This is a genomic window from Wolbachia endosymbiont of Ostrinia scapulalis (assembly GCF_023559145.1).
Lineage (GTDB): Bacteria > Pseudomonadota > Alphaproteobacteria > Rickettsiales > Anaplasmataceae > Wolbachia.
In genome coordinates, this window is the sequence record NZ_CP096926.1 from 361,100 (window position 1) to 385,270 (window position 24,171).

24 protein-coding genes and 1 riboswitch are annotated in these 24,171 nt (G+C 34.1%); of the genes, 17 read left to right on the forward strand and 7 right to left on the reverse strand.

The features are described 5' to 3' along the window. Window positions 1–3 precede the first annotated feature (3 nt). The 3 genes from greA (at window position 4) to M1L26_RS01900 (ending at window position 2,516) form a co-directional block, all read left to right on the forward strand. A complete protein-coding gene (gene greA, locus M1L26_RS01890) occupies window positions 4–498 on the forward strand; it encodes a transcription elongation factor GreA (RefSeq protein WP_211907876.1) in 495 nt (164 codons plus the stop codon). Window positions 499–501: 3 nt separating this feature from the next. After that, window positions 502–1,155: a 3,4-dihydroxy-2-butanone-4-phosphate synthase gene (gene ribB, locus M1L26_RS01895; RefSeq protein ID WP_211907878.1), complete on the forward strand. Its 654-nt coding sequence runs from the start codon at window positions 502–504 to the stop codon at window positions 1,153–1,155. 71 nt (window positions 1,156–1,226) lie between these two features. After that, a complete protein-coding gene (locus M1L26_RS01900; RefSeq protein ID WP_211907881.1) occupies window positions 1,227–2,516 on the forward strand; it encodes a M48 family metalloprotease in 1,290 nt (429 codons plus the stop codon). A gap of 1 nt (window position 2,517) precedes the next feature. On the opposite strand, the gene M1L26_RS01905 is transcribed toward M1L26_RS01900, so the two are convergent. Next, a complete protein-coding gene (locus M1L26_RS01905) occupies window positions 2,518–2,853 on the reverse strand; it encodes a TrbC/VirB2 family protein (RefSeq protein ID WP_250120311.1) in 336 nt (111 codons plus the stop codon). Between the two features lie 93 nt (window positions 2,854–2,946). Next, window positions 2,947–3,681: a 3-oxoacyl-[acyl-carrier-protein] reductase gene (gene fabG, locus M1L26_RS01910; RefSeq protein ID WP_211907885.1), complete on the reverse strand. Its 735-nt coding sequence runs from the start codon at window positions 3,679–3,681 to the stop codon at window positions 2,947–2,949. A 469-nt stretch (window positions 3,682–4,150) separates the two neighbouring features. On the opposite strand from fabG, the gene M1L26_RS06420 reads away from it, so the two are divergent. From M1L26_RS06420 to M1L26_RS01925, 4 genes are all read left to right on the forward strand, one after another. Continuing rightward, window positions 4,151–4,282 carry a hypothetical protein gene (locus M1L26_RS06420; protein ID WP_256438220.1) on the forward strand — a complete coding sequence of 44 codons (132 nt, stop codon included), beginning with the start codon at window positions 4,151–4,153 and terminating at the stop codon, window positions 4,280–4,282. 64 nt (window positions 4,283–4,346) lie between these two features. Next, on the forward strand, window positions 4,347–7,016 hold the full coding sequence (gene ppdK / locus M1L26_RS01915) for a pyruvate, phosphate dikinase (RefSeq protein ID WP_250120312.1): 2,670 nt from the start codon (window positions 4,347–4,349) through the stop codon (window positions 7,014–7,016). Between the two features lie 156 nt (window positions 7,017–7,172). Next, a complete protein-coding gene (locus tag M1L26_RS01920) occupies window positions 7,173–7,382 on the forward strand; it encodes a hypothetical protein (protein ID WP_250120313.1) in 210 nt (69 codons plus the stop codon). A 6-nt stretch (window positions 7,383–7,388) separates the two neighbouring features. Further along, a complete protein-coding gene (locus tag M1L26_RS01925) occupies window positions 7,389–8,561 on the forward strand; it encodes a hypothetical protein (protein WP_250120314.1) in 1,173 nt (390 codons plus the stop codon). 364 nt (window positions 8,562–8,925) lie between these two features. Here the strand turns inward: M1L26_RS01925 and M1L26_RS01930 are convergent, their stop codons facing one another. Beyond that, window positions 8,926–10,251 carry an IS4 family transposase gene (locus tag M1L26_RS01930; protein WP_250120315.1) on the reverse strand — a complete coding sequence of 442 codons (1,326 nt, stop codon included), beginning with the start codon at window positions 10,249–10,251 and terminating at the stop codon, window positions 8,926–8,928. A gap of 776 nt (window positions 10,252–11,027) precedes the next feature. Between M1L26_RS01930 and M1L26_RS01935 the strand changes: the two genes are divergently transcribed. Next, window positions 11,028–12,062, forward strand: coding sequence for an efflux RND transporter periplasmic adaptor subunit (locus M1L26_RS01935; RefSeq protein ID WP_250120316.1), 1,035 nt, complete (start codon window positions 11,028–11,030; stop codon window positions 12,060–12,062). Between the two features lie 184 nt (window positions 12,063–12,246). Here the strand turns inward: M1L26_RS01935 and grxD are convergent, their stop codons facing one another. Genes grxD through M1L26_RS01950 form a run of 3 tightly spaced genes read right to left on the reverse strand, consistent with a single transcriptional unit; the run spans window position 12,247 to window position 14,163 of the window. Beyond that, complete coding sequence (grxD, locus tag M1L26_RS01940) at window positions 12,247–12,570, reverse strand: Grx4 family monothiol glutaredoxin (RefSeq protein WP_211907893.1); 324 nt, start codon at window positions 12,568–12,570, stop codon at window positions 12,247–12,249. 16 nt (window positions 12,571–12,586) lie between these two features. Continuing rightward, the gene (locus M1L26_RS01945) at window positions 12,587–12,805 is read right to left on the reverse strand and encodes a BolA/IbaG family iron-sulfur metabolism protein (RefSeq protein ID WP_211907895.1); all 219 of its coding nucleotides are present in this window, start codon (window positions 12,803–12,805) and stop codon (window positions 12,587–12,589) included. A gap of 38 nt (window positions 12,806–12,843) precedes the next feature. Next, complete coding sequence (locus M1L26_RS01950) at window positions 12,844–14,163, reverse strand: malic enzyme-like NAD(P)-binding protein (RefSeq protein ID WP_211907897.1); 1,320 nt, start codon at window positions 14,161–14,163, stop codon at window positions 12,844–12,846. 119 nt (window positions 14,164–14,282) lie between these two features. Between M1L26_RS01950 and pgsA the strand changes: the two genes are divergently transcribed. The 9 genes from pgsA to M1L26_RS01995 all read left to right on the forward strand — a co-directional run bounded on the left by pgsA (window position 14,283) and on the right by M1L26_RS01995 (window position 22,475). Then, the gene (pgsA, locus tag M1L26_RS01955; RefSeq protein WP_250120317.1) at window positions 14,283–14,825 is read left to right on the forward strand and encodes a CDP-diacylglycerol--glycerol-3-phosphate 3-phosphatidyltransferase; all 543 of its coding nucleotides are present in this window, start codon (window positions 14,283–14,285) and stop codon (window positions 14,823–14,825) included. A gap of 100 nt (window positions 14,826–14,925) precedes the next feature. Next, the gene (locus M1L26_RS01960; protein WP_250120318.1) at window positions 14,926–15,900 is read left to right on the forward strand and encodes a hypothetical protein; all 975 of its coding nucleotides are present in this window, start codon (window positions 14,926–14,928) and stop codon (window positions 15,898–15,900) included. Between the two features lie 67 nt (window positions 15,901–15,967). Next, window positions 15,968–16,654, forward strand: a complete 687-nt coding sequence (gene bamD, locus M1L26_RS01965) for an outer membrane protein assembly factor BamD (protein ID WP_250120319.1) — start codon at window positions 15,968–15,970, stop codon at window positions 16,652–16,654. Between the two features lie 7 nt (window positions 16,655–16,661). Beyond that, window positions 16,662–17,402, forward strand: a complete 741-nt coding sequence (locus M1L26_RS01970) for a YebC/PmpR family DNA-binding transcriptional regulator (protein WP_211907905.1) — start codon at window positions 16,662–16,664, stop codon at window positions 17,400–17,402. Then, the gene (locus M1L26_RS01975; RefSeq protein ID WP_211907907.1) at window positions 17,399–18,457 is read left to right on the forward strand and encodes a M23 family metallopeptidase; all 1,059 of its coding nucleotides are present in this window, start codon (window positions 17,399–17,401) and stop codon (window positions 18,455–18,457) included. Before M1L26_RS01970 ends, M1L26_RS01975 begins: the two co-directional genes overlap by 4 nt. Beyond that, window positions 18,441–19,310 carry an SPFH domain-containing protein gene (locus M1L26_RS01980; RefSeq protein WP_211907908.1) on the forward strand — a complete coding sequence of 290 codons (870 nt, stop codon included), beginning with the start codon at window positions 18,441–18,443 and terminating at the stop codon, window positions 19,308–19,310. Before M1L26_RS01975 ends, M1L26_RS01980 begins: the two co-directional genes overlap by 17 nt. 76 nt (window positions 19,311–19,386) lie before the next feature. Further along, a riboswitch (TPP riboswitch) is annotated at window positions 19,387–19,489 on the forward strand. Further along, window positions 19,478–19,762 carry a SemiSWEET family sugar transporter gene (locus M1L26_RS01985; RefSeq protein ID WP_017532519.1) on the forward strand — a complete coding sequence of 95 codons (285 nt, stop codon included), beginning with the start codon at window positions 19,478–19,480 and terminating at the stop codon, window positions 19,760–19,762. (Overlaps the previous riboswitch by 12 nt.) After that, a complete protein-coding gene (locus tag M1L26_RS01990; RefSeq protein WP_211907909.1) occupies window positions 19,734–20,414 on the forward strand; it encodes a thiamine diphosphokinase in 681 nt (226 codons plus the stop codon). Before M1L26_RS01985 ends, M1L26_RS01990 begins: the two co-directional genes overlap by 29 nt. Window positions 20,415–21,149: 735 nt before the next feature. After that, window positions 21,150–22,475, forward strand: coding sequence for an IS4 family transposase (locus M1L26_RS01995; protein WP_250119932.1), 1,326 nt, complete (start codon window positions 21,150–21,152; stop codon window positions 22,473–22,475). Window positions 22,476–22,614: 139 nt separating this feature from the next. Here the strand turns inward: M1L26_RS01995 and M1L26_RS02000 are convergent, their stop codons facing one another. Beyond that, window positions 22,615–24,060 carry an ankyrin repeat domain-containing protein gene (locus M1L26_RS02000; RefSeq protein WP_211907910.1) on the reverse strand — a complete coding sequence of 482 codons (1,446 nt, stop codon included), beginning with the start codon at window positions 24,058–24,060 and terminating at the stop codon, window positions 22,615–22,617. Between the last annotated feature and the right edge of the window lie 111 nt (window positions 24,061–24,171).

Consider the following 24,171-nt stretch of genomic DNA (forward strand, 5'->3'; position numbering starts at 1 on the left):
ATTATGACTTCATCCATTATTAACAAATTTCCTATTACAAGGGAAGGTTTTGAGAGTATGCAAGTCGAACTTGAGAAATTAAAGGAAGAAAAACCTTCTATCATACAGGCTATTTCTGATGCTCGTGATCAAGGCGATTTATCCGAAAATGCAGAATATCATGCAGCACGGGAGAGATTAAGTTTTATTGAAGGCCGTATAATTGAGGTAGAAAGTAAACTTTCACATGCAGAAGTGATAGAAGTAAAAAATTTGTCTGGTGATACAGTAATGTTTGGTGCAACTGTTACGGTAAGCATGTTAAACGATGATAACAGTGAAATTGAATATGTTTATAAGATTGTAGGTGGATATGAAGCTGATGCTTCAAAGCAGTTGATCTCTACGGATTCACCACTCGGTAGTGCTTTAATTGGCAAAAAAGTTGGTGAGTATGTGGAAGTGATAGTGCCAAATGGAGAGAAATTGTATAAAATAGTTAAGATTGAGTTTAAGTAAATCATGGTACAAGTAACTTATCCTTCAATTAGTCTACCCGGTATTTCTTCTGTGGAAGATGTATTGAGGGATGCTAGTTCTGGTAAATTATTCATTTTAGTTGACGATGAAAACAGAGAGAATGAAGGTGATTTGGTTATTTTAGCTGAAAAGGTGAAACCAGAACATATTGCTTTTATGGTTAGGTATGGCACTGGTATTGTGTTTTTAGCTATGACAAAGTTTTACATGAATAAACTTAACCTTGAATTTATGAAGAGAAGTAATGTAGATGAAGCACTTATTCCTCACACTGCATTTACTACGTCAGTCGATGCTCGTTATGGTATTACAACGGGTGTTTCTGCTCATGATAGAACGCATACGATACTTACCGCTATTGATGGAAAAAGTACTAAGGATGATATTATTACTCCTGGTCATGTTTTTCCTATTATTGCAAGTGAGGGCGGGGTTTTAGCACGCAACGGTCATACTGAGGCAAGTGTTGAGATAGCAAAATTGGTTGGATCTAGTCATGCGGCTGTAGGGTGTGAATTAGTGAATGATGATGGCTCTATGATGCGCTTACCCCAGTTGCTTGAATTTGCTGAACAACACAAAATTAAGTTAACTACCATTGATAAACTTATCAGTTACGTTCAAAATTTAAACTAGCGTTTATAAATTCGTATAGTTTAAATGTTAAAATGTAAAATTCCTAAAAGTTATACAAACAAGGAACTTCCATGTCTAAGCTTTTTGTTTTACTATTTTTTTTCGTATACTGTAATAGCGCTTACTCTGTTAGTATTATTAGAGATAGTGAAGTGGAAGCGGTAGTGAAGGATCTAGCGCAACCTTTATTTTCTGCTGCGGGTATTGATAATGATAAAATAAAAGTTTTTATAGTTGATGATAGATCGATTAATGCTTTTGTAATTAACAATAATAGCATTTTCATTCATTTAGGGCTTTTACAATATTCGACTGAACCTTATGTCTTACTTGGTATATTAGCACATGAAATTGCTCATATATCTGCTGGTCATGTATTACAAATGAGTAGTGCTGTAGGTTATTTTCAATCAATAGCAATGGTTAGTTATATGGTAGGATTAGTTTCTAGTATTGTCATTAACCCTCAGGTTGCGAGTGCAATCTTGCTTAGTGGTGTAACGCTTAGTTCAAGGTTGTTTTTTAACTATTCTCAAGAGCAAGAGAGTGTAGCAGATAGCTATGCTTTAAGATACCTAGATGAATCTGGCTATGATAATTTGGGTATGAAAGAGATTTTTGACTATTTTAAGAGTATTGAGCATGAAAACACTGAAGAGTATTTCCGCACTCACCCACTTAGTGATAAGCGTATATTTGCTGTACAGAATTATAAGGTTAAAAACAATATAAAACCAATCCTTGCAGATAAATTGCTGAAGTTTGAGCGTATGCTTGCAAAGCTAGACTCTTTCTTTGCTCCTATTCATGTGTTATCTAGTAAATATGAAGGTAGTTCTAAGTATGTAAATGCTGTAATTCACTATAGGCAAGGAAAGATAGAAGAGGCTATTACTAAAGTTAATTCATTGATTCAAGAGTCACGCAATGATCCTTATTTATATGAATTAAAAGCGGAGATGTTATACAAAGCTGGAAATTTAAGTGAAGCAATAAAAATGTATGAAGAATCACTTAGATATTTATCTGAGAAGAATAACTATTTAGTGAAACTTGCGTTATCTCATACTTTATTATTACACGGTGAAATAGAGAAGGCAATTTTTTACCTAGAGCAGGTTGCAAACGTAGAAACAAATAACGCCTTTGTCTGGAAGTATTTAAGTATTGCATATAAACGTAGCGCTGATATGGCAATGTATTATTTTGCTTTGACGAAAAAGGCTTGTATTGAAGGTAATTTAGAGAAATTTATGAAGTACGCTGAGTTAGCTATTAAAACTTTACCGAAAGATAGCTCTTGCTTGCTGCAAATTGAGGATATGAAGGAACAATACACACAAAAACACACTTATTTTTAGGTTATTTCCCGCACTTATCCAACATATCTTTTACTTCAGTACTTATATTGGGTATAATTTTCATTATAATCGTTTTGGCGCCAAAAAATACACCACAAAACATACCCAAGGCAAAGAGAGCTGGCCATGGCATTCTACCAAATATTGCAAGCAAAGCTGCACCTATTATGACTACAGTCATAAGTGGCCCACCTATTCCCCAAATATAACCAATAATATTGCATATTACTTGGGCAGTTGTATCATCTATATTATCAGCAGCATTTGCGTAATCTGAAAAAGAGAGAAATAGCACTATACATAAAGCATTAAAAAGTTTTTTTATTATATAACTCATTCTTTTGCCTCCAAGTAATAAACTAGTGTGAATCTAAATTTATATATATTTATTTTAAGGTAAAACTCATAGTTTGTCCATAAATAAGTGTTGCTACATAAATAGCCCACCATTGATGTTAAGCACATGCCCCGTTATATATCTTGCTTCGTCGCTTGCTAAAAACAATACTCCTGCTGCTATTTCTTCTCCTGTTCCCATTCTTTGCATTGGAATATTATCTAATATTTTTTCTTTTTGTTTTTCATTTAAAACTTCAGTCATCTTAGTATCTATAAACCCAGGAGCAATGCAATTTACTGTTACACCGCGACTTGCAACTTCTTTTGCTATAGATTTGCTCATAGCTATTATTCCAGCTTTTGATGCTGCATAATTTACTTGCCCGGCATTGCCTGTTAAACCTACTATTGAGGAAAGATTTATAATTCTTCCCCAGTTGTTTTTAATTAATTTTCTGCATGCTTCTCTATTTAGTTTAAATGTAGAGTTCAAATTAATATCAATTACCTTTTGCCATGCTTCATCTGTCATTCTCAACAATAAGCTGTCTTGTGTAATTCCTGCATTGCATATGAGTCCATCAAAGCCTTTCATCAACTCACTTGCTTTATTTATTAGTTGATTTACCTCTTCAGGATTTGATAAGTCGCAAGGAAGTACGTGAATGTTTTTTTCATATTTTTTAGCAACTTCTTCGAGTACTTCTTTTTTTGTACTAGAAATACATAAAGTTGCTCTGGCCTTATGCATAATTTCTACAATTGCCTGGCCTATTCCGCCTGATGCACCAGTAATCAGAAATTTCTTATTCTCTAATCCAAACATAATAATTTTTATTTGTTCCAGCTCTTAACAGAATATTAAAAGACTTGCAATAGATTTTTTTCATAACTTTCATTTAATAGAAGCTTCTTGACAAATCTTGTATTTATTGGCGAAATTATGTCGGCTGAATGCCTTTTTTATTTTTTCTACATTCGGCCAGATCGCGCTTATTTTAAGAGTTAGCACATTATCAATTACAGTAATAAAATTAGCACCATGTGGATTCTTTTGCCTTTTTTTGATTGGTAAATTTCTTAACACTTATAGCTAAAGTAATTTAAGAGAGCCAGCGCGTGACTAGTTCTTATTACTTGATCAGTCTTCTGGATCCCAGTGTCTGGGCACTGGGATGACAGGAGTGTGAGATAAGGCTACATTCATACTCCAACAGGTATGACGGTGTCATTCCAGCACTTGATGCTGGAATCCAGAAGTCTTTACTACAAATAAGCATATTGAGCACAAAATTATGCTAAAACACAACGTTTTTGGTGAGATTATGGACAAACTGGATTCTAGCGTCATGCGCTGGAATGACATCATAGAGGTCGTTGAGATGACAGAAAAGAGTACTGGAATGAAAGGAAAAGGGACTATTTAATGTATTAGCTCTGCTGAATTTTACAAAATTTATTACTCCTGCCTGACAAATTTATTAGAATAGTATGTATATTAGTGAAAATCCGAAGAAAATGCAAGAAAAGTTAATATATTACTTTAGCCAAAGCAACTGTGAAGGCAATGCAGCAATGAGAAATCTACTAGGAGGGAAGGGAGCAAATCTGGCAGAGATGTGTAACATTGGCATTCCTGTTCCACCTGGTTTTACAATTTCCACTGCTGTTTGTCAGGCCTATTGTCAAGATAATGAATTGTCTTGTGATCTACGTAACGAGATAAAAAACTACATGACGATGCTCGAAAATGACATCGGTTGTAAATTTGGGGATTTAAATAATCCCTTATTAGTTTCCATACGCTCTGGTAGTGTTAGTTCAATGCCGGGCATGCTTGATACTATTTTAAATGTTGGTCTAAATGATGAAACCGTTGTTGGGCTTGCAAAAAAAAGTGGCGAACGTTTTACTTACGATAGCTACTGCCGTTTCATCATGATGTACTCCAATGTTGTACTACAGCTTGATCATCACCTATTTCAAGATGTTATTGATAATGAGCAGCAAAAGAGTGGAGCAAAAAGCTTAGCTGATCTTGATGTTGATGTTTTAAAGAGAATTGTTAACGATTTTAAAAAGATAGTATATAAAAAAACCGAGAAACATTTTCCGCAGAACGTTGAAGAGCAATTGTTAAACTCAGTTAATGCAGTATTTGCCTCTTGGAAAAATGATAGGGCTGTTTCCTATAGAAGAATACATAATATTCCTGAAAACCTTGGAAATGCAGTTAATGTACAAGCAATGGTTTTTGGTAATTTAAATGATAATTCTGCAACCGGCGTGATATTTACACGTAATCCTTCAACTGGAGAAAAAAAGCTTTTTGGTGAGTTTTTAGTTAATGCTCAGGGTGAGGATGTGGTTTCTGGTGTTTATACTCCTATGCCAATTGACGGGGAGCAAGAAAGTACCATGGAGAAGTTGCTACCAAGTGTTTACCGAGAATTATGCGCGATATGTGAAAAACTTGAAAGTCATAATAAGGACATGCAGGATATCGAATTTACTGTACAGGACGGTAAGTTATGGATTTTGCAGACTAGGTCTGGCAAGCGCACAGCCGAAGCTGCTATTCGCATAATAGTTGATATGGTAAACGAAGGAGTGATTACAAAAGAGGAAGGAATATTGAGAATTGATCCAAAAACTTTTGACAATTTATTGCATCCAGTTCTTGATGTTAAAATCGATCAAGAAGTAATAGGCAAAGGACTGCCAGCTTCTCCAGGTGTTGCTTCTGGATATGTAGTATTCAGTGCAAGTGATGCTGAAAAAGCTGCAGAGCAGGGCAAAAAAGTAATTTTGGTAAGATCAGAGACGAGCCCTGAAGATATTAATGGAATGAATGCTGCAAGTGGAATAGTAACAGCGCGAGGAGGTATGACCTCGCATGCCGCTGTTGTAACTCGTGGAATGGGTAAACCATGTATTTGTAGTCTAAATGGACTTTATATTGATAAAGATGAAAAATTTCTTTCTATGGGGGATATAAAAGTAAATAAAGGTGAATCAATCACCATCAATGGAGGAACAGGAGAGGTTATGCTTGGTATTCTCCCTACAATTTTGCCTGAATTATCTCAAGAGTTCAAAACGATAATTAACTGGGTAGATAAAGTCAAAACAGTGAAGGTGAGAGCGAACGCTGATACTCCAAAAGATGCAAAAATTGCAAAAGGATTCGGTGCAGAAGGTATAGGCTTATGTCGCACAGAACATATGTTTTTTGCTAGTGATAGGATCGAATTCATTCAAAAATTGATAATAGCTGATGATGAAAATGAAAGGGCAAGTGCATTAAATAAACTCGAAGAAATGCAAAAGTCTGATTTCAAAGAAATGTTTTTTATTATGGAGGGCAAGGAAGTCACTATACGATTACTTGATCCACCTCTACATGAGTTTTTACCTCATGATCAATCCATTATAGAAAAAATCGCCAGATCACTGAATAAGTCAGTTGAATCGGTAAAAAATAAAATAGTACAGTTATCAGAAAAAAATCCAATGCTTGGCCATCGAGGGTGTAGGCTTGCTATTTCTCATCCTGAAATATATAAAATGCAGATTAGGGCAATACTCAGTGCTGCAAGTGAATTAAGGAAAGAAAAGAAGATAGAAGTGAAACCTGAAATCATGATTCCTTTTATCATGAGCGAGAAAGAGTTTGTTCTGATATGCGAGTTAGTAAAGAAAGAAGCTAAAAATTTCGATGTGAATTATTCGATCGGAACGATGATAGAACTGCCAAGAGCAGCACTTATTGCTGACAAACTCGCAAAACACGCAGAATTTTTTAGTTTTGGCACTAATGATTTAACACAAACAACTATGGGACTTTCACGAGATGATTCAGTTAATTTCCTCGATTCTTATAAGGAAAGCAACATCTTCAAAAACGATCCCTTTGAGGTGCTAGATGTCGAAGGGGTAGGGGAATTAATCAGAATAGCTATCGAAAGGGGCAAAAAAACCAGAAAAGAAATTAAACTTGGTATATGTGGAGAGCATGGAGCGAATCCACAGTCCATAGAGTTTTTCATCAAATCAGGGGTTGATTATGTGTCATGCTCGCCCTATAGAGTACCGGTTGCAAAATTAGTGGCAGCACAGCTTAGCATAAGTTTGTTGGGCAGCACAACTGTACGAACATAGATTTCGCTAACAAGTAGCGGAATGATGATTTTTCAAATTGTCGATAAATCTAAGTCAGTTTAGCTATTTTGCTGCTACTTTTTTCTTAATATCTTAAGAAAGACTGATTTTTTGTTTAAAATAATATAAGATAAAATAATAGTGAGTTAGGTAAAAATGTCAGTATCAAAAGAACGTAAGGAATATTTACTAGAAAAGTTTAAATATGCTGCCAAAGAATTTGGCAAATCTGGTACAAAGTCCAATTATCTAGCAGTACCAAAGGAACAGCAACTCTCTATTGATTTAGGTAATAGAAAGGTTTTTGGTATCATAAATAAGATTCTGTATTGGATAGAGAATAATTTTACTTATTTTTTTCCATGATATAATTTGTTTCCAGAAGTTGGAGTTGAAGGAAGAAAAATTCCTGGAACTAATACAAGGGTTAAGTATTTTACTCCAGATGACCAAGCAGAGTATACTAAAATTCCTTATAAAGGAAAATTATACGTGGACTTAATGCCAGAAGTGGAAGGTAATAAGTTAAAAGGCTTTAAAGGCAAACTATATGATACAACTGATAAAATTAGTAAGGGTAAAAAAGGTTGTGTAGCTTATGTTATCACGCTTGATGGAAAATTAGTAACTCATGAACATATTAATGTTAACAAAAGCGAATGGGCTTATCGTCATTCAACTCTTGCAGGTGGTAGGCCAGTTTTATGTTCTGGTTTAATGAAAGTGGTAAATGGTAAAATAACTTATATAGACAATAATAGCGGGCATTATAAACCAGAATCAGCAAACTTATACAATGCAGTGAAAAAGTTAGAAGGTCTATTTTCGAAAGATGCAAAAGTTGTTTGCCTACCATATTGGATTAGCTTGAAAAAACAAATTCCGCTTATACGCAAAATTAATCTAGCCAAACGAGAACCTGTAGAGAAATTCTTGGAAAGGATGGAGAAAAAAGGGAAAGATGGATTGACTCAATATGAAAGACATTTTGAAAAGATAAAGGAATTTAATGAGCAGTATGAACAAAAATTGCTTCTTGCAAACTATAAGTCACCTACAAATGAACTGTCCTACAAACCAACTATACATAAAAAACACAGATTGAAATACTCTGAATATATTAACTTACACCTTAATTTTTTGAAAGAGTTTGATGAAAATCCTGAAGTGCAAAAAATAGCAATAGAACATTCAATAAGAAGGGTTATTGGAGCAAATTATGGCCATAAACCTACAGTTGCGCTTGCTAAGGCACAGGTAATAGATAAAGATGGAAAGCTGCAAGAAACGGACGAAATAGTAGGTATAAATGTTGCTTTTCACCATGAGAATGATCGTGATGGCTTTGCTAAACTTCTAGATTTTAAAAAGTATAGCTATATTTGTCATTTGCAAAATAAAGATAGAGCTGTTATGGAAAAATTAATGCCTAATAAATGGGTAGCTTTTATGAGTACAGACCAGGCTAACAAGTTTGTAAAGGATACTTTACAAATTAAAATTGATAGTGTTGAACAATTGGGTGCCCGTTTAGTGAAGAGCTAAACTCTATTAAATATATGCTAATATATCTACTCATCAGGGTGGCAAAATAGGTAGATGAGAGAAATACAACTAAATGTTGTCATGAAAGTAGCTCCTTTGTTGTCATGCCAGTGCTCAGACACTGGCATCCAGTTAAATTTACGGAGTATAATGGATTCGAGTGTCTGCTACTTGAATGACAAGCAAAGGCTACTCGGATGACAAGAAAGGGAGCACCGAAAATAAATAGGTGTCATCCCAGTGCGTGACACTGGGATCAAGGAATTCTGAGTTTTTGAAAAGATTATGGATTCCAGTGTCACGCACTGGGATGACACCCTTTTAGTTGCTGTACGCACATTGTGGTACAACCATACGCGTCAAGTTAAGAGATTGTGAGCAAATTTAGAGAGGTTAAAGTGGATACTCTAGCCCTTCTACGTTTGTCTTTTAATGAAAATAGCGACCAAGTTATAGTGAGTTTTTTAAGAAATGCTTTTAAACTATTAATTTTGGTTAATACTAAAAATAACTCTCTAACCCGCCTTTTTAGCTCAATAAATGCCTTTGTTAAGCTAAGTTCTGTATTCTTTTTCACTTCTGTGCAACCAACTATGCCGTGAAATATAAGAATTGCGCACAATTTAGCATATAGTTCACATAATACTCTGTATGGCTTTCCTTTTAGCTTATCAAGCCTGATATGGCTTTTATACAATTTAAATAATAACTCAATTTGCCACCTTACTCTGTAAATCGTTAATACTTGCTCAGCACTAATTTTATTTTCTGGAACATTAGTTATAAATATTGACCAGTTCAACAATTTTTGATTTCTTTTAGAGGATGTATATCCCTGCGATCTTGCTAATCTATTAGCTTTCCTTCTTCTGGCCATAGACTGTTCTTCAGTTAGTTTCTGACATATAATTCTTACTCTAATTTTTGCTTCTTTTCCTAACAATACCTCGTTTTCTAAAAATAACTTATCCTCTAAACATTCTAATAACTCCATTTTTTGATTTGTTTCTACATCATATATGTTGGTATCAGATTTATAACGACTTATGAAATAAGCTCCTATTTCATTGATTTGTTTAAAAGAACTTGGCACAAAATAACCGAGATCAGATATTAGCAAATCATTGCTTAATATATTACTTAAATGTTTCCTATATCCCTGGTCTGATCTTACCCCCTCCGTTAAATTAAGTTGGTCTATTATCTGATTCATGTAGTCGAAAACTAATTGTAACTTTATTCCAGACTTAGTATTGCTTTCATAGCCACTGTAGCTAGTACCATAACCTTTATACATCTCTTCCATACTGTTAGGTAGAGTAATATAGCTACTGTCCAATAATTTAACACTATTAAATTGCTGTAAGATTTTGCAATCAACTTGCAAGATATTTTTAAAGAGAATCACAGATTCATTATACATCCTTTTCATAAATTCCACTGCTTCTTCAGTAAATCTAAAATCCAAACCTTGTTTTGTTATATCTATCGAGTCCTCGTTTAGTAATTGACACATTGTTTCTACGCTACAATTATCAACTCCTATATTACCCAAGACCATGGCTTTTACGAATGATGAACCTTTTAGCTTTCTCTTTCTTTTTATAAACCTTGTTGTAATTGAGATTTTCTCTGCTTTTTCATTAAAAAATTCTTTGAGCTTTTTTGATAAGCAAGTTATTTTATTCATTGGTTCTCTCACTAAAAGTATATCTGGGAGAACTTATACCTTATTATTCTATCTCTTTCATACCTTTATTTCCTTAACTTGACGCGTATGGTGGTACAACAGACCAAGATGGAGTTAATAGGGTCTCCTCTTCCTGAAAATACGGAAAGTCAGTAAAAAAAATCAGGCATTAGCACTTCAGCTCTGCAGTTGAGTCAATATGAGAGAGTAAGTCTACAAAAGTAGACTTACTAATTGAACTTTGATCCTTTATTTTACTATAGAACAGCACTGAATCTGCGGGATCATAGAATTTATTTCCAATCTCTCTGAATGTACTACTTATATCAATAGGTGTCGACTCTTCTTGTGAATCAGATTTAAATAAGCCATGAGTATCTTTCAGACGACAGTACCACTTGCAATTATTTCGCTCTGCTGTTACCTACCCTGGGGACTTTTCTTCACATTCTCTATAGCAATCATGAAGTGCCTTCCATTAAAATGGAGGGTTTAGTATAGGGTTTGTCATAATATACTCCTTAATTATAAAACTAATAGCACGTTAGTACTTATATGCTAATATAATGTTAATTCTTATATTGACATAATAACTTTTCGGATAAGGTTTCTTAATTAAAAATTTCATTTTGGCAAACTTACTTATTGTAGGAAAATTTGCTTACGTAAAACTGTTTATAGAGTGACAATAGATGTATTATACTTATACTTCTGATATTTGAAAATTTATGCAGTTATTTCTAACAAGATTGGTCAATAAATTTTACTGTTTAAGGATGAGAAACAAAGTAATCATCGTTTCCAGTATTGCTCTTATTCTACTGTTTTTTATCAACAATACATTTTTAAAAAAAGATCAGGCGGTTCATAGTGATAATCCAATTAGTAGTTTTTCAGTAAAAACTCAGGATTATACTCCACAAAATCGCACTGTATATTTAAATTTTTCTGGTACAGTAAATCCCTTGCATAGGGCAAGCCTTGTCTCAAGAACAAGTGGTCAAGTTATTGCTATTTATTTGTCTGATGGTGAAAAAGTAAAAAGAGGCGATGTAATTTTAAAGATAGAAGATTATGACAGAGTTGCACAAGTTGAGAAAGCCAAAGCTTTATTAAATCAGCGTGAAATTGAGTATGATTCCTCTCGAAAATTGAATAAAAAAGGCTATGGAGCACAGATAAGAGTGGAATCAGCTTTTACTGCATTGCAGAGTGCAAAAGCTGACCTAAAAAGGCTAGAATTGGATTTAGAAAACACTGCGATTAAATCTCCTATTGATGGTTATATAGATAAGATCAACGTAAATGAAGGGGATTTTGTTAATCTTGGACATAAGATAAATGACATAGTTAATTTTGATCAGGTTCTTGTGGTGTTATATGTTTCAGAAAATGAAGTAAATAAAATAAAGCTAGGTAGCACAGCGCAAATTAATTTGCTAGACGGAAGGGAATTAGTAGGTGAAGTGAGTTTTATTAGTAAAATTGCTGAGCCTAAAACTGGATCTTATAGAGTGGAGGTAAAGGTAACTGATAATGAGATTATATCTTTGCAAGGACTGACTGCTAGTGTAAGCCTCCCTTCAGGTGAAAGATTTGCATATAAAATTCCTTCTTCGGCCTTAAGCTTAAATGACGATGGTATTCTTGGAATAAAGATTGTTGATGATAATAATTATGTAGTATTTACAGCAATAGAAATTGTTGATTATGAAGACGATGGAGTTTGGGTAGTCGCAAATAATGAAAGTAAGCCTATAAAGCTAATAACATTGGGTCATCTATTTGTGAAGCCTGGTGATAAGGTATAACTCGAATGTAACATGACACCAAATGAGCTACTCGCATTTTTGAGGTATAAATCACAATATTTGTACAGTTGTGTGTGTGCTACTAAAAGGGTGTCATTCAAGTAGCTGACACTGAAATCCAGAAAAGAAGGCAGTGTCTGGACACTGACACTATGTTTTTATTTTGCCACTCTGCTGTGTAAACTTACTCGGCAATAACCTTTTTTTCTTTTAACAAATTTTGTAATTCACCGTTTTCATACATCTCACGGATTATGTCACAGCCACCAATAAACTCTCCCTTTATATATATTTGTGGAATTGTTGGCCAATCAGAAAAACTTTTTATGGACTGACGTATTTCATCATTCTCAAGTACGTTGATGCATTTAAACTTTACATTCAATTTTTTGAGAATTGACACGACGAGCCCAGAGAATCCGCATTGAGGAAAGTCAGAGGTGCCTTTCATATACAGCACTACATCATTTTCTGCTATGTCTTTTTTTATTTGTTCAAAGTTGTTCATAAATATCACCTTAATTTTAAGTGCTAGTTTCTAGTTGCAATGCATGTATAGACTGATCTTTGAGAGCTTTATATACCATTCTATGTTGTTCTATTTTTGTCTTTCCAGAAAAACACTTGGAAGTTATTTTTAGATGGTAATGATCATCATCTCCAGCAAGGTCCTTAATCTTTATATCAGCATCAGGAAATGATTGTTTGATAATTTTCTCTAACTCGTGAATTGTAATAGTCATCAGTTTATTTTAATTATAAGTCTAAAATACGCAATTAATTATTGTGAAGACAATAGATTCAGCGTGCTTAGAGCACTAGCAAGACGAGATTTTAATTGGCTTTCATACTTATTCCAGTTCTCTATTTCCTTTCTTGCCACACCTGAAGTAACTGCAGCTTTTGCAACAGCAGGAGATACTATAGAAATTAATCTTGGATCAAATGGAGTAGGTATTATATATTCACGTCCATAGCTCATTTTACGACCGCCATAGGCTGCAGATATCTCATTTGGCACTGATTCGCGGGCAAGCTTTGCTATTGCATCTGCAGCAGCAATTTTCATTTCATCATTTATTGTCGTTGCATGTACGTCGAGTGCTCCTCTGAATATGTAAGGAAATCCCATTACGTTATTGACTTGGTTGTTATAGTCTGACCTACCAGTTGCAATTATTGCATCTGGCCTTACAGATTTTGCAAATTCAGGCCTTACTTCTGGATCAGGGTTAGCAAGAGCAAAAATGATCGGGTCTTTACCCATGCTTTTTAACATCTCTTCGCTAAGCACATCCTTTGCGGATAGTCCGATGAATATATCAGCGCCTTTTATGGCATCAAGTAGAGAACGTTCTTTAGTGTCAATTGCATATTTTTCCTTCCACTCATTCATATCCTCTTTTCTGTCTTTGTGTATTACTCCTTGTTTGTCACATAGTACTATGTTCTTAGCACCCATAGACTTCAGTATTTCCAAACACGCAATACCAGCTGCTCCAGCACCATTCATGATGATCTTGACATTCTCTAATTTCTTTCCAGCAATATCGAGGGCATTTTCTATACCAGCTGCAACAACTACTGCAGTTCCATGTTGATCATCATGAAAAACCGGAATATCCATCAATTCATTTAGACGTTTTTCTATTATGAAACAATCAGGAGATTTTATATCTTCTAAATTTATTCCCCCCCAACTTGGACCAAGATACCTTACTGCATTGATGAAATCTTCTATGTTTTCTGTGTCAACTTCTATATCAATTGCATCAATGTCAGCAAAACGCTTAAATAAAACAGCTTTGCCTTCCATGACGGGTTTTGAAGCAAGAGGACCGATATTGCCAAGTCCCAGCACTGCGGTGCCATTTGAAATGACAGCCACATAATTGCTTTTTGCCGTGTAATCATAAACAGCTTTAGGATTTTTAGCTATTGCAAGGCATGGGGCTGCAACACCAGGGGAATAAGCAAGTGATAGGTCATGCTGTGTGGATAAGGGTTTTGTTGGTATAACCGATACCTTACCAGGTTTACCACTTTTATTATGGTACTTAAGTGCTTCTTGTTTTGTGGTGTTATCTAAATCATTATTCATGCTTTGAGCTTATTGTTAGTAATTTTTTAAGTATATGGGGTTTTTATGAATGTTCAACTATTAGCTTGTGAATTCTGCTGTACTTCTGTATAAGTTTATCTACCAATAGTGTGACTTACATGCTTAAGAAAAACGTGCCTAATTTGCTAACAATTTCTCGTGCGCTCGCGATACCGGCAATAATATCAAGCTTTTATATAGAAAGTAAATATGCAAGTCTAATAACAATATTGATCTTTATGTTTGCGTGCATTACAGATTTTTTTGATGGTTATTTAGCACGTGCATGGAAAGTCCAATCGAATTTTGGCAAGTTATTTGATCCAATTGCCGACAAGTTAGTAGTAGCTTCAACAATAATCATGCTAGTTTATAAGCACAAGATAGATGATATTACAATTATACCGTCAGTTATAATTGTTTGTAGGGAGATATTAGTTTCAGGTATGCGGGAGTTTTTGATAGCTACAAACGTTAGCCTACCTGTGAGTAAGGCTGGAAAAATTAAAACATTTTTGCAGATGATTGCTGTGGTAGCGCTAATAATGAGTGATTATGAGAAAATTCGATATGCAGGTGTGATTTGCTTATGGGCTGCAGCTGTTATGACTATGTGGTCAGGCTATAATTACGTTCTAGCTAGCATCAAACAGATTGACTAAATTGCTTAAGAGTATACAAAGAAAGTTAATAATTTCACAATGTTGACTGATTAGTTAAAATCCTGTATAATGTATTAGTTTATAAATTAGTCAAGTTTGTATGACTGGTATTATTATAGATAGCTTTAATACTGAGTCTTCCTTTAAGAGATCAAGTTCTGAGAAAGATATTAAAATAGAGGATTTTTTTCGAGATTTCTGGTCAACAGTTGATGAAGAAGAAAAAAAGAGAAAAAAACTTGAGCAAGAATTATTAATACTTGAAGAAGGAAAAAAAAAGCAGAAGCTGGAACAGGAGTTATTAACGTTAAAAAAAAGAGAGCTAAATAGAAAATGTGTATCATTGGCAACAATGGTTCCATTTGCATTGCTGATGGCAATTGAGCTCGAAAAAACATGTAGCGATCAGGTATTACTTGGCCTTATAAGCGGTGCATTAGGCCATATTATATTACCTTTCACAGTCTTATCTCTTATTTGCACGCTATATTTAATTTATAATAATAGAAAAATAGCAGAAAAAGAACGAGAGTTGGAGAATATTGAAGATGGAGAAAAAGAAAAGAGAGATATTCCTTATACAGTTGATGATTACTGTAACTATGCTGATGCTGCTTTAGTTACATTAGTTATTGTGGCTAGCATAGTAAGCGAAGCATTGGCACAAGGAATAATAGAAGACGTAGCTTTTTCAATTTCTAGTATATTCTACTTTGTAGCGAGTGCTACTTTTTGCTATTGTGAGTACAAGAAAAATAAAAATTCTGAAGTAGAAAAAGATCAAGGCTTTGATGAGAAATCTGAAAAAAAGACAAGCAATATGTCTACAGCTAAGTTAATGCTTGCTGGTTCTTCTTTATTACTAGTCAGGAGGATAATGTTGATTTCTGAAGTAGCATTATCTGCTGTTGGACCTGCTTTAGGTCTAGTAGGTATTGCTCTTTTGATGGTCGGAAGTGGATTGATCATACATTCTTATATTAGAAAGCTAGAGAACGTAGAAGTGAGTGGAAAAGGTGTTTCAACAGGTGCTGGTATAGGTAATATACGGGAAGGGCAGGTTTTTGCTCGATGATAATGCCAAAAATTTGTTTATTTAGGTAATATTTAGTCTATACTTTATTTTGATCAAAAAAAATCTTATGTATAAGACTTTAATCATATGCTTTTTTCTTCTAATTTGCCACTTTACGCAGTTATATGCGAATGACCTTGAACACACTGAAACTGAACTATATGAGGAGGCAGTTAAGCTTTATGATCAGAAAAAATATAAGCAAGCTATTAGAGCATTTCAAAAGATAAAGGATTTGTATCCTTTATCTTATTGGGCAATGAAAGCCAAATTATTGTCTGGGTTTTCTCACTATAATATGGGTAAATACAGCGGTGCTGCAAGTGATATGGATGATTATATATACGTTTATCCAAATGGTGAAGATTTGCCATATGTATATTACTTAAGAGTATTATCTTATTACATGCAAATTAACAAAGTGCAGCTTGGGCAACAAATTGCATATAAAACTTTAGAGCTAGCTACTGAATATATTAATCTTTTTCCGAATAGCGAATATATAGAAGAGATCAAAGAAAAAGAAAAATTAATCACAGAACATATATCAAAAAAAGAGTATTCTATTGGTGAATTTTACCTAAAGCGTGGTGAATATTTAGCAGCAATTAAGCGTTTTCAAAATATGATAAGCGATAAAGATTCTAAATATTCTTCTAGAGTTATTAGTTATTTAATAACAGCTCACTTAGCTCTTGGCCTTGACTTAGAAGCTGAGCAGTATGAAAATATGTTAGTAGAAGGGGTTAATTAGTTTTCTTATGGCTGGTCATTCACAGTTTTCAAATATAAAACATCGAAAAGGTGCTCAGGATGCAAAGCGCTCGCAAAAATTTACGAAGCTCATTAGGGAAATAACAGTTGCTGCAAAACAAGGGCTGCCTGATCCCGAACTCAATCCACGTCTTCGCTCTGCTATCTTTGCTGCGCGAAAGGAAAATCTACCAAAAGATAAAATAGAAACAGCAATAAAAAATGCAGCTGGTAACGTTGCTGGAGAAAGTTATGAAGAAATACAATATGAAGGCTGCGGACCTTCTGGTGCTGCACTTATTGTCCATGCTCTGACAAATAATCGCAACCGAACTGCTTCTGAGATACGTTATATCTTTTCTCGCAAAGGCGGTAATTTGGGAGAAACAGGATGTGTGAGTTACCTTTTTGATCATGTAGGCTTAATTGTCTATAAAGCAGAGGGTATAAATTTTGAAGATTTATTTAACTATGGAATTGAATTAGAAGTATTGAATGTTGAGGAAAATAACAAAGAAGAATTATATGTTATAACTTGTGAAGTAAAAGACTTTGGTAAAGTACGTGACGCTTTCTATACAAAATTTGGAGAACCAGAACTTGCTCGTCTTTCATGGCAACCAAAGGACCTGATTGAAGTTAGCGACAAAGAATTAATTGATAAATTATCTATATTAGTTGAAGAGCTAGAAGATAATGATGATGTGCAGTATGTTGAAGGTAATTTTATTTTTGCTGATAAACTATGAGGCTGGTAATACTTCCACTGCTTTGTATTTTACCAGCATATGCAACTGAAACATTTGTGCAGAAAGACTATTGTCATTCCAGTGCCCAGACACTGGAATCTAGCAAAATTGATTATAAACAGTACGCTATACAACATTTTCGATTAAAAAGCTGGATTCCAGTGTCAAGCACTGGAATGACACTAACCCACTCTCCAGTGTTATTCCAAGACGGGATCAGGAAAAAAAAAGCTGCTTTGGTGACAGAAAGTGATAGAAAGCTATCATTCATATCCAGTGACATAAAATCCTCTTTTTTTGATGCAGGAGGTTTGGCGCCAAATACGGTGATGAAATTAATCAACGTATATAAAGATTTTGGTATAGGTTTTAAAAAAGACATTGTGCCAAAAGGTAAGTTGGAGGTTCTTTTTGAGAAATCACTCGGTAATCAGAAAGCTGAAGAAAAAATTTTATATACTTCACTGACAACAAACAATAAAGCCATTAGCTTATATCATTATAAATCGCAAGACGGCAAAGAAAGGTATTTTAATAAAGAGGGTGTAAGCTTAAAGAGTTTCGTAAGTCCTTTGAATGGAGATTATCGTATATCTTCGAAATTTGGTAATAGAAAGCATCCTGTTCGCGGTAAAATTGCTTTTCACAAAGGAGTAGATTATGCAGCTAAGCTTGGCAGTCCCATATATGCTGCTGCAGAGGGTGTGGTAGAATATATAGGAAAGAATGGTGGCTATGGAAATTACATCAAAATAAAACACAAAAATGAATATTCAACTTGTTACGCACATATAAGCAAATTTAGTAGCGATATAAAGTTAGGCTCTAAAGTAAAGCAGGGGCAGATCATTGCTTATGTCGGCAGCACTGGTGTTGCAACAGGACCTCATTTACATTATGAAGTTATATATAATGGTAAACATATTGATCCGCTTACGATAGCTCATGGCAATGAGATAAAGTTGCCTGATCGTGAATTAAGAGAGTTTAAATTATTTGTAAGTAAGGTAGATGAAATAATCAGCAGAGAGGGTGCAAGTGAAAAAGCAATCTGATAAAGACAGCACAGATAAAAATACGATAAGTGATAGAAATCTAAGTAAAATTCGGGCTTTTCCTGTACTAATAGCGCTAGGGTTAATTTTATTGGTACTTTTTGTGTATGACAGCACAATTGCACTTGGAGTTGCTGCTGTTTCAATTTTGACTTTTCTTCAGGCACTTTTCGTTAATGACCCTAATGAAGCAAGAGTGATAGAGTTTTTTGGTCATTATATTGGAACTTATTTTAAGTCTGGAATATGTGTAACGCTTCCGTTTTCGAGTAAATATAGAGTGTCTCTGAAATTTCAGAATATTAACACAGAAAAAATTAAAGTTAATGATGCTAATGGAAGTCCGATAGAGATTTCAGTAGTAATTGTTTGGAGAGTTAGCAGTCCTGCAAAGGCATATTATAATGTTAATAATTATCATGAATTCGTTTTTGTGCAAAGTGACTCGGTAATTAGAGAACTGGCAAGTAATTATCCGTATGATAGCGAAAACGATGAGGAATCTTTGCGTAAAAATTCTGATAAAATTTCAAATGAATTGAGATCAATGCTACAACAAAGATTGAATATTGCTGGAATTGAAATTGCAGAAGCGAGAATATCGCATTTGGCCTATTCATCTGAGATTGCACAAGCAATGCTGAGGCGTCAACAAGCGCATGCCATCACCTCTGCAAGAAGGCATATAGTGCAAAATGCAATAGGAATTATCGAAGAAGTAATAGCCCATTTTGAAAAAAATAAAAGCTTACAATTGGATGGAAAACAAAAGGTTCAATTGATAAACAATTTGCTAGTTGCTCTGATCTCTGAGCAGGATGCACAGCCGACTATTAGTTTGGATAATAATTAGCATAGAAGCCGATTGGGTTTCATGAATGCAAGTCACTGTTAATTTCTTGATTAATAGACTAAATGATGTTATAAATTACACGCATTAGGGGTGCTCTAAAAAAGCTGAGAGTACATAAAGTACAACCCTTTGAACCTGATCTTGTTAAAACAAACGTAGGAAAATGTATGTATATAAATATTGAAGAATGCTTTGGCTTCATCGCGTTCATTACATCTCTCATTGGGTTATTGCCTCAAGTATATAGAGCATATATCACAAAACTTACTCGTGACGTATCGATGCTAATGTTAGTGAATTATCTTATTTGTTCATCATCTTGGCTTATTTACGGTATTTGTCAGGGTTTAACTTTTGTGATACTCAGTAATATTGCTGGATTAGTGATCAGTATAATATCAATTGTTCAAAAATGTTACTACGATGCAAAAACTGCACGAAGCGTTTTATAACCATATGCTACATTGTAGCGTGGAGCAAGAATATCGTTCTATTGTAGTACTAAATGGAGAAATACCTGATTCATCGTTTTTTAAACAAGATATACCTGTTATTGCTGTAGATGGAGGAGCAAATAAGCTTCTATCAATTGGCGTAAAACCTGATCTTGTAATAGGAGATTTGGATAGTATAAATCCGAATTTACGTGCTAATTTAAATACAGTATATCTACCTGATCAAGATTATTGCGACTTTTCTAAAGCAATGGCTCACTTAAAAACAGTAAAGTTATTGCCATCAATAGTAACGGGTATTACTGGAGGAGCAATTGATCATATACTACAAAATATTAACTTTTTTTTAAGTACAGATAGTATCTTTTATATGCCTTCGCCTCCCACGGTGGGGTACGCCTTACAAAAAGGTATTAGCTATTTTTCCTCTTTGCTAAAAAATACTAAAATATCCTTACTTGGTATACCGAAAGCTCAAATATCAACTAAAGGATTACAATGGGAACTGTACCTTAGTAACCTTGCTTTTCCAGGAAAGAATTCTTGCTTTAATCGAAGTTTAGGCAATGAGTTATCTATAGAAATACACAGCGGCGTGTGTTTAGCAATGATATATTTAGAAGCAGTAAATGATGATGGTGTGTATTGAGTTAAAACATTAAGAAAAAAAAGTAGAAAAACCGTGTTAACACTAATTCTAAAAACTACAGGCGCCTGTTATTAGCTAAAGTAAAGGTCAAATATCTGGAATTCTGGACATAAAATCCTTCTGTATAAAAAAGATTCAGAATGTACACACAACAGATGTGGCTGAATTTTTATTGAAAAATTGGTTAAAAGGTCTGCAGACCAAGATAGATTTTGAGCTCTCTAAATATCTCTACCATCATTATAATGGCATCTTGAGTATGCGGAAGCAATTTTTTCATTAAAATAAAAAATTTTATTCTACAGCGAATAAAAAGGAGTTTGCTAATTTTCATACTGATCGGATTTCACTACTCAAACCTAGAAACTTTAATGTCAAGGTATCTGTTCAGGGGAATGTGCAAGTCATTGCTCCCTTTCTTGTCATTCCAGTCACAGCTGTACGAACATTGTGGTTTGTGGGCAATTCGCGTAGCAGACGGTGTCATTCCAGTGCTTGACACTGGAATCCAGATTGGGCCTAAGTTGGTAAACACTTTACAACGTTTTGGATGGAACTCTGTGAAAGGACTGGATGCCAGTGTCAAGCACTGGAATGACACCATTTGCTGTGCAATTTACCTGCAAAAATGAATGTTCGTACAGCCATACGCGTCAAGTTAAGGAAATAAAGGTATGAAAGAGATAGAATAATAAGGTATAAGTTCTCCCAGATATACTTTTAGTGAGAGAACCAATGAATAAAATAACTTGCTTATCAAAAAAGCTCAAAGAATTTTTTAATGAAAAAGCAGAGAAAATCTCAATTACAACAAGGTTTATAAAAAGAAAGAGAAAGCTAAAAGGTTCATCATTCGTAAAAGCCATGGTCTTGGGTAATATAGGAGTTGATAATTGTAGCGTAGAAACAATGTGTCAATTACTAAACGAGGACTCGATAGATATAACAAAACAAGGTTTGGATTTTAGATTTACTGAAGAAGCAGTGGAATTTATGAAAAGGATGTATAATGAATCTGTGATTCTCTTTAAAAATATCTTGCAAGTTGATTGCAAAATCTTACAGCAATTTAATAGTGTTAAATTATTGGACAGTAGCTATATTACTCTACCTAACAGTATGGAAGAGATGTATAAAGGTTATGGTACTAGCTACAGTGGCTATGAAAGCAATACTAAGTCTGGAATAAAGTTACAATTAGTTTTCGACTACATGAATCAGATAATAGACCAACTTAATTTAACGGAGGGGGTAAGATCAGACCAGGGATATAGGAAACATTTAAGTAATATATTAAGCAATGATTTGCTAATATCTGATCTCGGTTATTTTGTGCCAAGTTCTTTTAAACAAATCAATGAAATAGGAGCTTATTTCATAAGTCGTTATAAATCTGATACCAACATATATGATGTAGAAACAAATCAAAAAATGGAGTTATTAGAATGTTTAGAGGATAAGTTATTTTTAGAAAACGAGGTATTGTTAGGAAAAGAAGCAAAAATTAGAGTAAGAATTATATGTCAGAAACTAACTGAAGAACAGTCTATGGCCAGAAGAAGGAAAGCTAATAGATTAGCAAGATCGCAGGGATATACATCCTCTAAAAGAAATCAAAAATTGTTGAACTGGTCAATATTTATAACTAATGTTCCAGAAAATAAAATTAGTGCTGAGCAAGTATTAACGATTTACAGAGTAAGGTGGCAAATTGAGTTATTATTTAAATTGTATAAAAGCCATATCAGGCTTGATAAGCTAAAAGGAAAGCCATGCAGAGTATTATGTGAACTATATGCTAAATTGTGCGCAATTCTTATATTTCACGGCATAGTTGGTTGCACAGAAGTGAAAAAGAATACAGAACTTAGCTTAACAAAGGCATTTATTGAGCTAAAAAGGCGGGTTAGAGAGTTATTTTTAGTATTAACCAAAATTAATAGTTTAAAAGCATTTCTTAAAAAACTCACTATAACTTGGTCGCTATTTTCATTAAAAGACAAACGTAGAAGGGCTAGAGTATCCACTTTAACCTCTCTAAATTTGCTCACAATCTCTTAACTTGACGCGTATGGTTCGTACAGCTGTGTGCTTGACGCTGAAATCCATTATACTCCGTAAATTTAACTGGGTGCCAGTGTCAGCTACTTTCATGACATCAACTGATTTTTTTTTGCATTCCAGTTATGCAAGAAATCTATTATATAATATTATTATCACCCTCTTGATAGTTTGTTAGCTCCTCTCCTCCTGAGTTACTTGGTGCAATTATTTGATCAGATTCAGTTGATGGTTCATCAGATCCAAACAACCATGAAAAAAATCCACCCAAAAATGATCTTATTAAAGAAAAAGGTTTAATCAGTATACCAAACAAACTACTAAAAAAAGAGCTTGGCTGTTCTTCATTTGTTGATGATTCACTTCGTGGACTAACACCATTTTGTGTAAGTGTTATGTCAATAGAATGTCCATTATCAGCAGCTTCAATTTTTACATCACTTTCTTCTTCTGCACTGATCTCCTGTTGTTCTTCCTTTGGGTCTTGCTCTTGTGTAACTGGTTGGACATTACCTTCTTGTCCAGCATCTTCCTCTTGATCTCCTTCACTATCTGTCGATACTGAACTGTCATCAGTTTTTTCTGCGGCTTTTTTTAATAGAGCTTTTATTTCTTCTGTTTTAGCTAAATCAAAAGGAGTTTTTTCATCCTTGTCTTTTACATTGATAGCGATTCCGTCTACTGCTAATAGAATTTTTACTATGTCTATATGACCATTTTTAGCAGCATAATGTAAAGGGGTCTTTTCACTTTCATCTATTGCATTAACATCTGCCCCCTTATCTAGATCATCTTCTAGCTGCTGAGAAAAACTGTCCCCAAGCTTAGCAAATAAGTGTAAGGGAGTCGCTTTATATAATTCTAGTTTAATTTCATTAACACCATTGGGTTTGTTAAAATATATTACAGAACTAAATCTTGTTTTATTATTTATATCGGTACCAATCTTTATGAAGTCTAAATCATTTTTAACAAAATCTTTTCCTGATGATTGGTAATGGTCAATGACTTGCTTTTTTATTGACTTATGAGATCTTTTAATATTTTCTATAATTTTATTTACTTCTTCTTGTGAAAAGCTGAAAGCTAAAGGTTCATAATCTTTATAATCATCAGAAATTGTCGCTTTGAAAAGGGTATAAACTTTATTGATTTGTCTTGAAGATATTTCTTTTTGTGAAAAGTTGAAAGCTGGAGGATACACACTGTAATTAAAACCTTCATATTTAAACTCAAGTGGCCCAGTTCCAATAAATTTTAGATTATGATCCTTTGTTAGTTGTGATAAAAAATTTTTCCATTTACTTTCATCAAACTCGTTGTAACGAGGCCATGAGTAAATTAATACTTTATCTCCAACATCTCCAAATTGTACATGAATACTGTTTGGTTGTTTAAATATATCATTATATTCTTTTCCAAAATCATAGGTGTTAAGAACCTCAACTGACATATTATGAACATCATTGCTGATATATTTTAAGAAGATTTCCCTAACTTTGTGAGTCTTTTCAGCTAATCGAACTTTCTCACCCTGATTTAGGGAGCTGTTAAAATGTGTATAATCAATAAAATTGCCACTCATCTGAACTTTTCTATAGAAATTGTATTATCATGGTACAGTTGCTAATAATCAATGAACTCTGCAGATAAAGTTCTCTGGATGCCAGCACCACATACCGAAATTACACCTTCA

Coding starts and splice junctions, on each gene's coding strand:
- M1L26_RS01960 (WP_250120318.1), top strand. CDS start 14,926: ATGACTGGTATTATTATAGATAGCTTTAATACTGAGTCTTCCTTTAAG.
- M1L26_RS01975 (WP_211907907.1), top strand. CDS start 17,399: ATGAGGCTGGTAATACTTCCACTGCTTTGTATTTTACCAGCATATGCA.
- M1L26_RS01930 (WP_250120315.1), bottom strand. CDS start 10,251: ATGAATAAAATAACTTGCTTATCAAAAAAGCTCAAAGAATTTTTTAAT.
- M1L26_RS01900 (WP_211907881.1), top strand. CDS start 1,227: ATGTCTAAGCTTTTTGTTTTACTATTTTTTTTCGTATACTGTAATAGC.
- M1L26_RS01995 (WP_250119932.1), top strand. CDS start 21,150: ATGAATAAAATAACTTGCTTATCAAAAAAGCTCAAAGAATTTTTTAAT.
- greA (WP_211907876.1), top strand. CDS start 4: ATGACTTCATCCATTATTAACAAATTTCCTATTACAAGGGAAGGTTTT.
- grxD (WP_211907893.1), bottom strand. CDS start 12,570: ATGAACAACTTTGAACAAATAAAAAAAGACATAGCAGAAAATGATGTA.
- ribB (WP_211907878.1), top strand. CDS start 502: ATGGTACAAGTAACTTATCCTTCAATTAGTCTACCCGGTATTTCTTCT.
- M1L26_RS01970 (WP_211907905.1), top strand. CDS start 16,662: ATGGCTGGTCATTCACAGTTTTCAAATATAAAACATCGAAAAGGTGCT.
- M1L26_RS02000 (WP_211907910.1), bottom strand. CDS start 24,060: ATGAGTGGCAATTTTATTGATTATACACATTTTAACAGCTCCCTAAAT.
- M1L26_RS01950 (WP_211907897.1), bottom strand. CDS start 14,163: ATGAATAATGATTTAGATAACACCACAAAACAAGAAGCACTTAAGTAC.
- M1L26_RS01945 (WP_211907895.1), bottom strand. CDS start 12,805: ATGACTATTACAATTCACGAGTTAGAGAAAATTATCAAACAATCATTT.
- M1L26_RS01985 (WP_017532519.1), top strand. CDS start 19,478: ATGTATATAAATATTGAAGAATGCTTTGGCTTCATCGCGTTCATTACA.
- fabG (WP_211907885.1), bottom strand. CDS start 3,681: ATGTTTGGATTAGAGAATAAGAAATTTCTGATTACTGGTGCATCAGGC.
- ppdK (WP_250120312.1), top strand. CDS start 4,347: ATGTATATTAGTGAAAATCCGAAGAAAATGCAAGAAAAGTTAATATAT.
- M1L26_RS06420 (WP_256438220.1), top strand. CDS start 4,151: ATGCTAAAACACAACGTTTTTGGTGAGATTATGGACAAACTGGATTCT.
- bamD (WP_250120319.1), top strand. CDS start 15,968: ATGTATAAGACTTTAATCATATGCTTTTTTCTTCTAATTTGCCACTTT.
- M1L26_RS01905 (WP_250120311.1), bottom strand. CDS start 2,853: ATGAGTTATATAATAAAAAAACTTTTTAATGCTTTATGTATAGTGCTA.
- M1L26_RS01920 (WP_250120313.1), top strand. CDS start 7,173: ATGTCAGTATCAAAAGAACGTAAGGAATATTTACTAGAAAAGTTTAAA.
- pgsA (WP_250120317.1), top strand. CDS start 14,283: ATGCTTAAGAAAAACGTGCCTAATTTGCTAACAATTTCTCGTGCGCTC.
- M1L26_RS01990 (WP_211907909.1), top strand. CDS start 19,734: ATGCAAAAACTGCACGAAGCGTTTTATAACCATATGCTACATTGTAGC.
- M1L26_RS01935 (WP_250120316.1), top strand. CDS start 11,028: ATGAGAAACAAAGTAATCATCGTTTCCAGTATTGCTCTTATTCTACTG.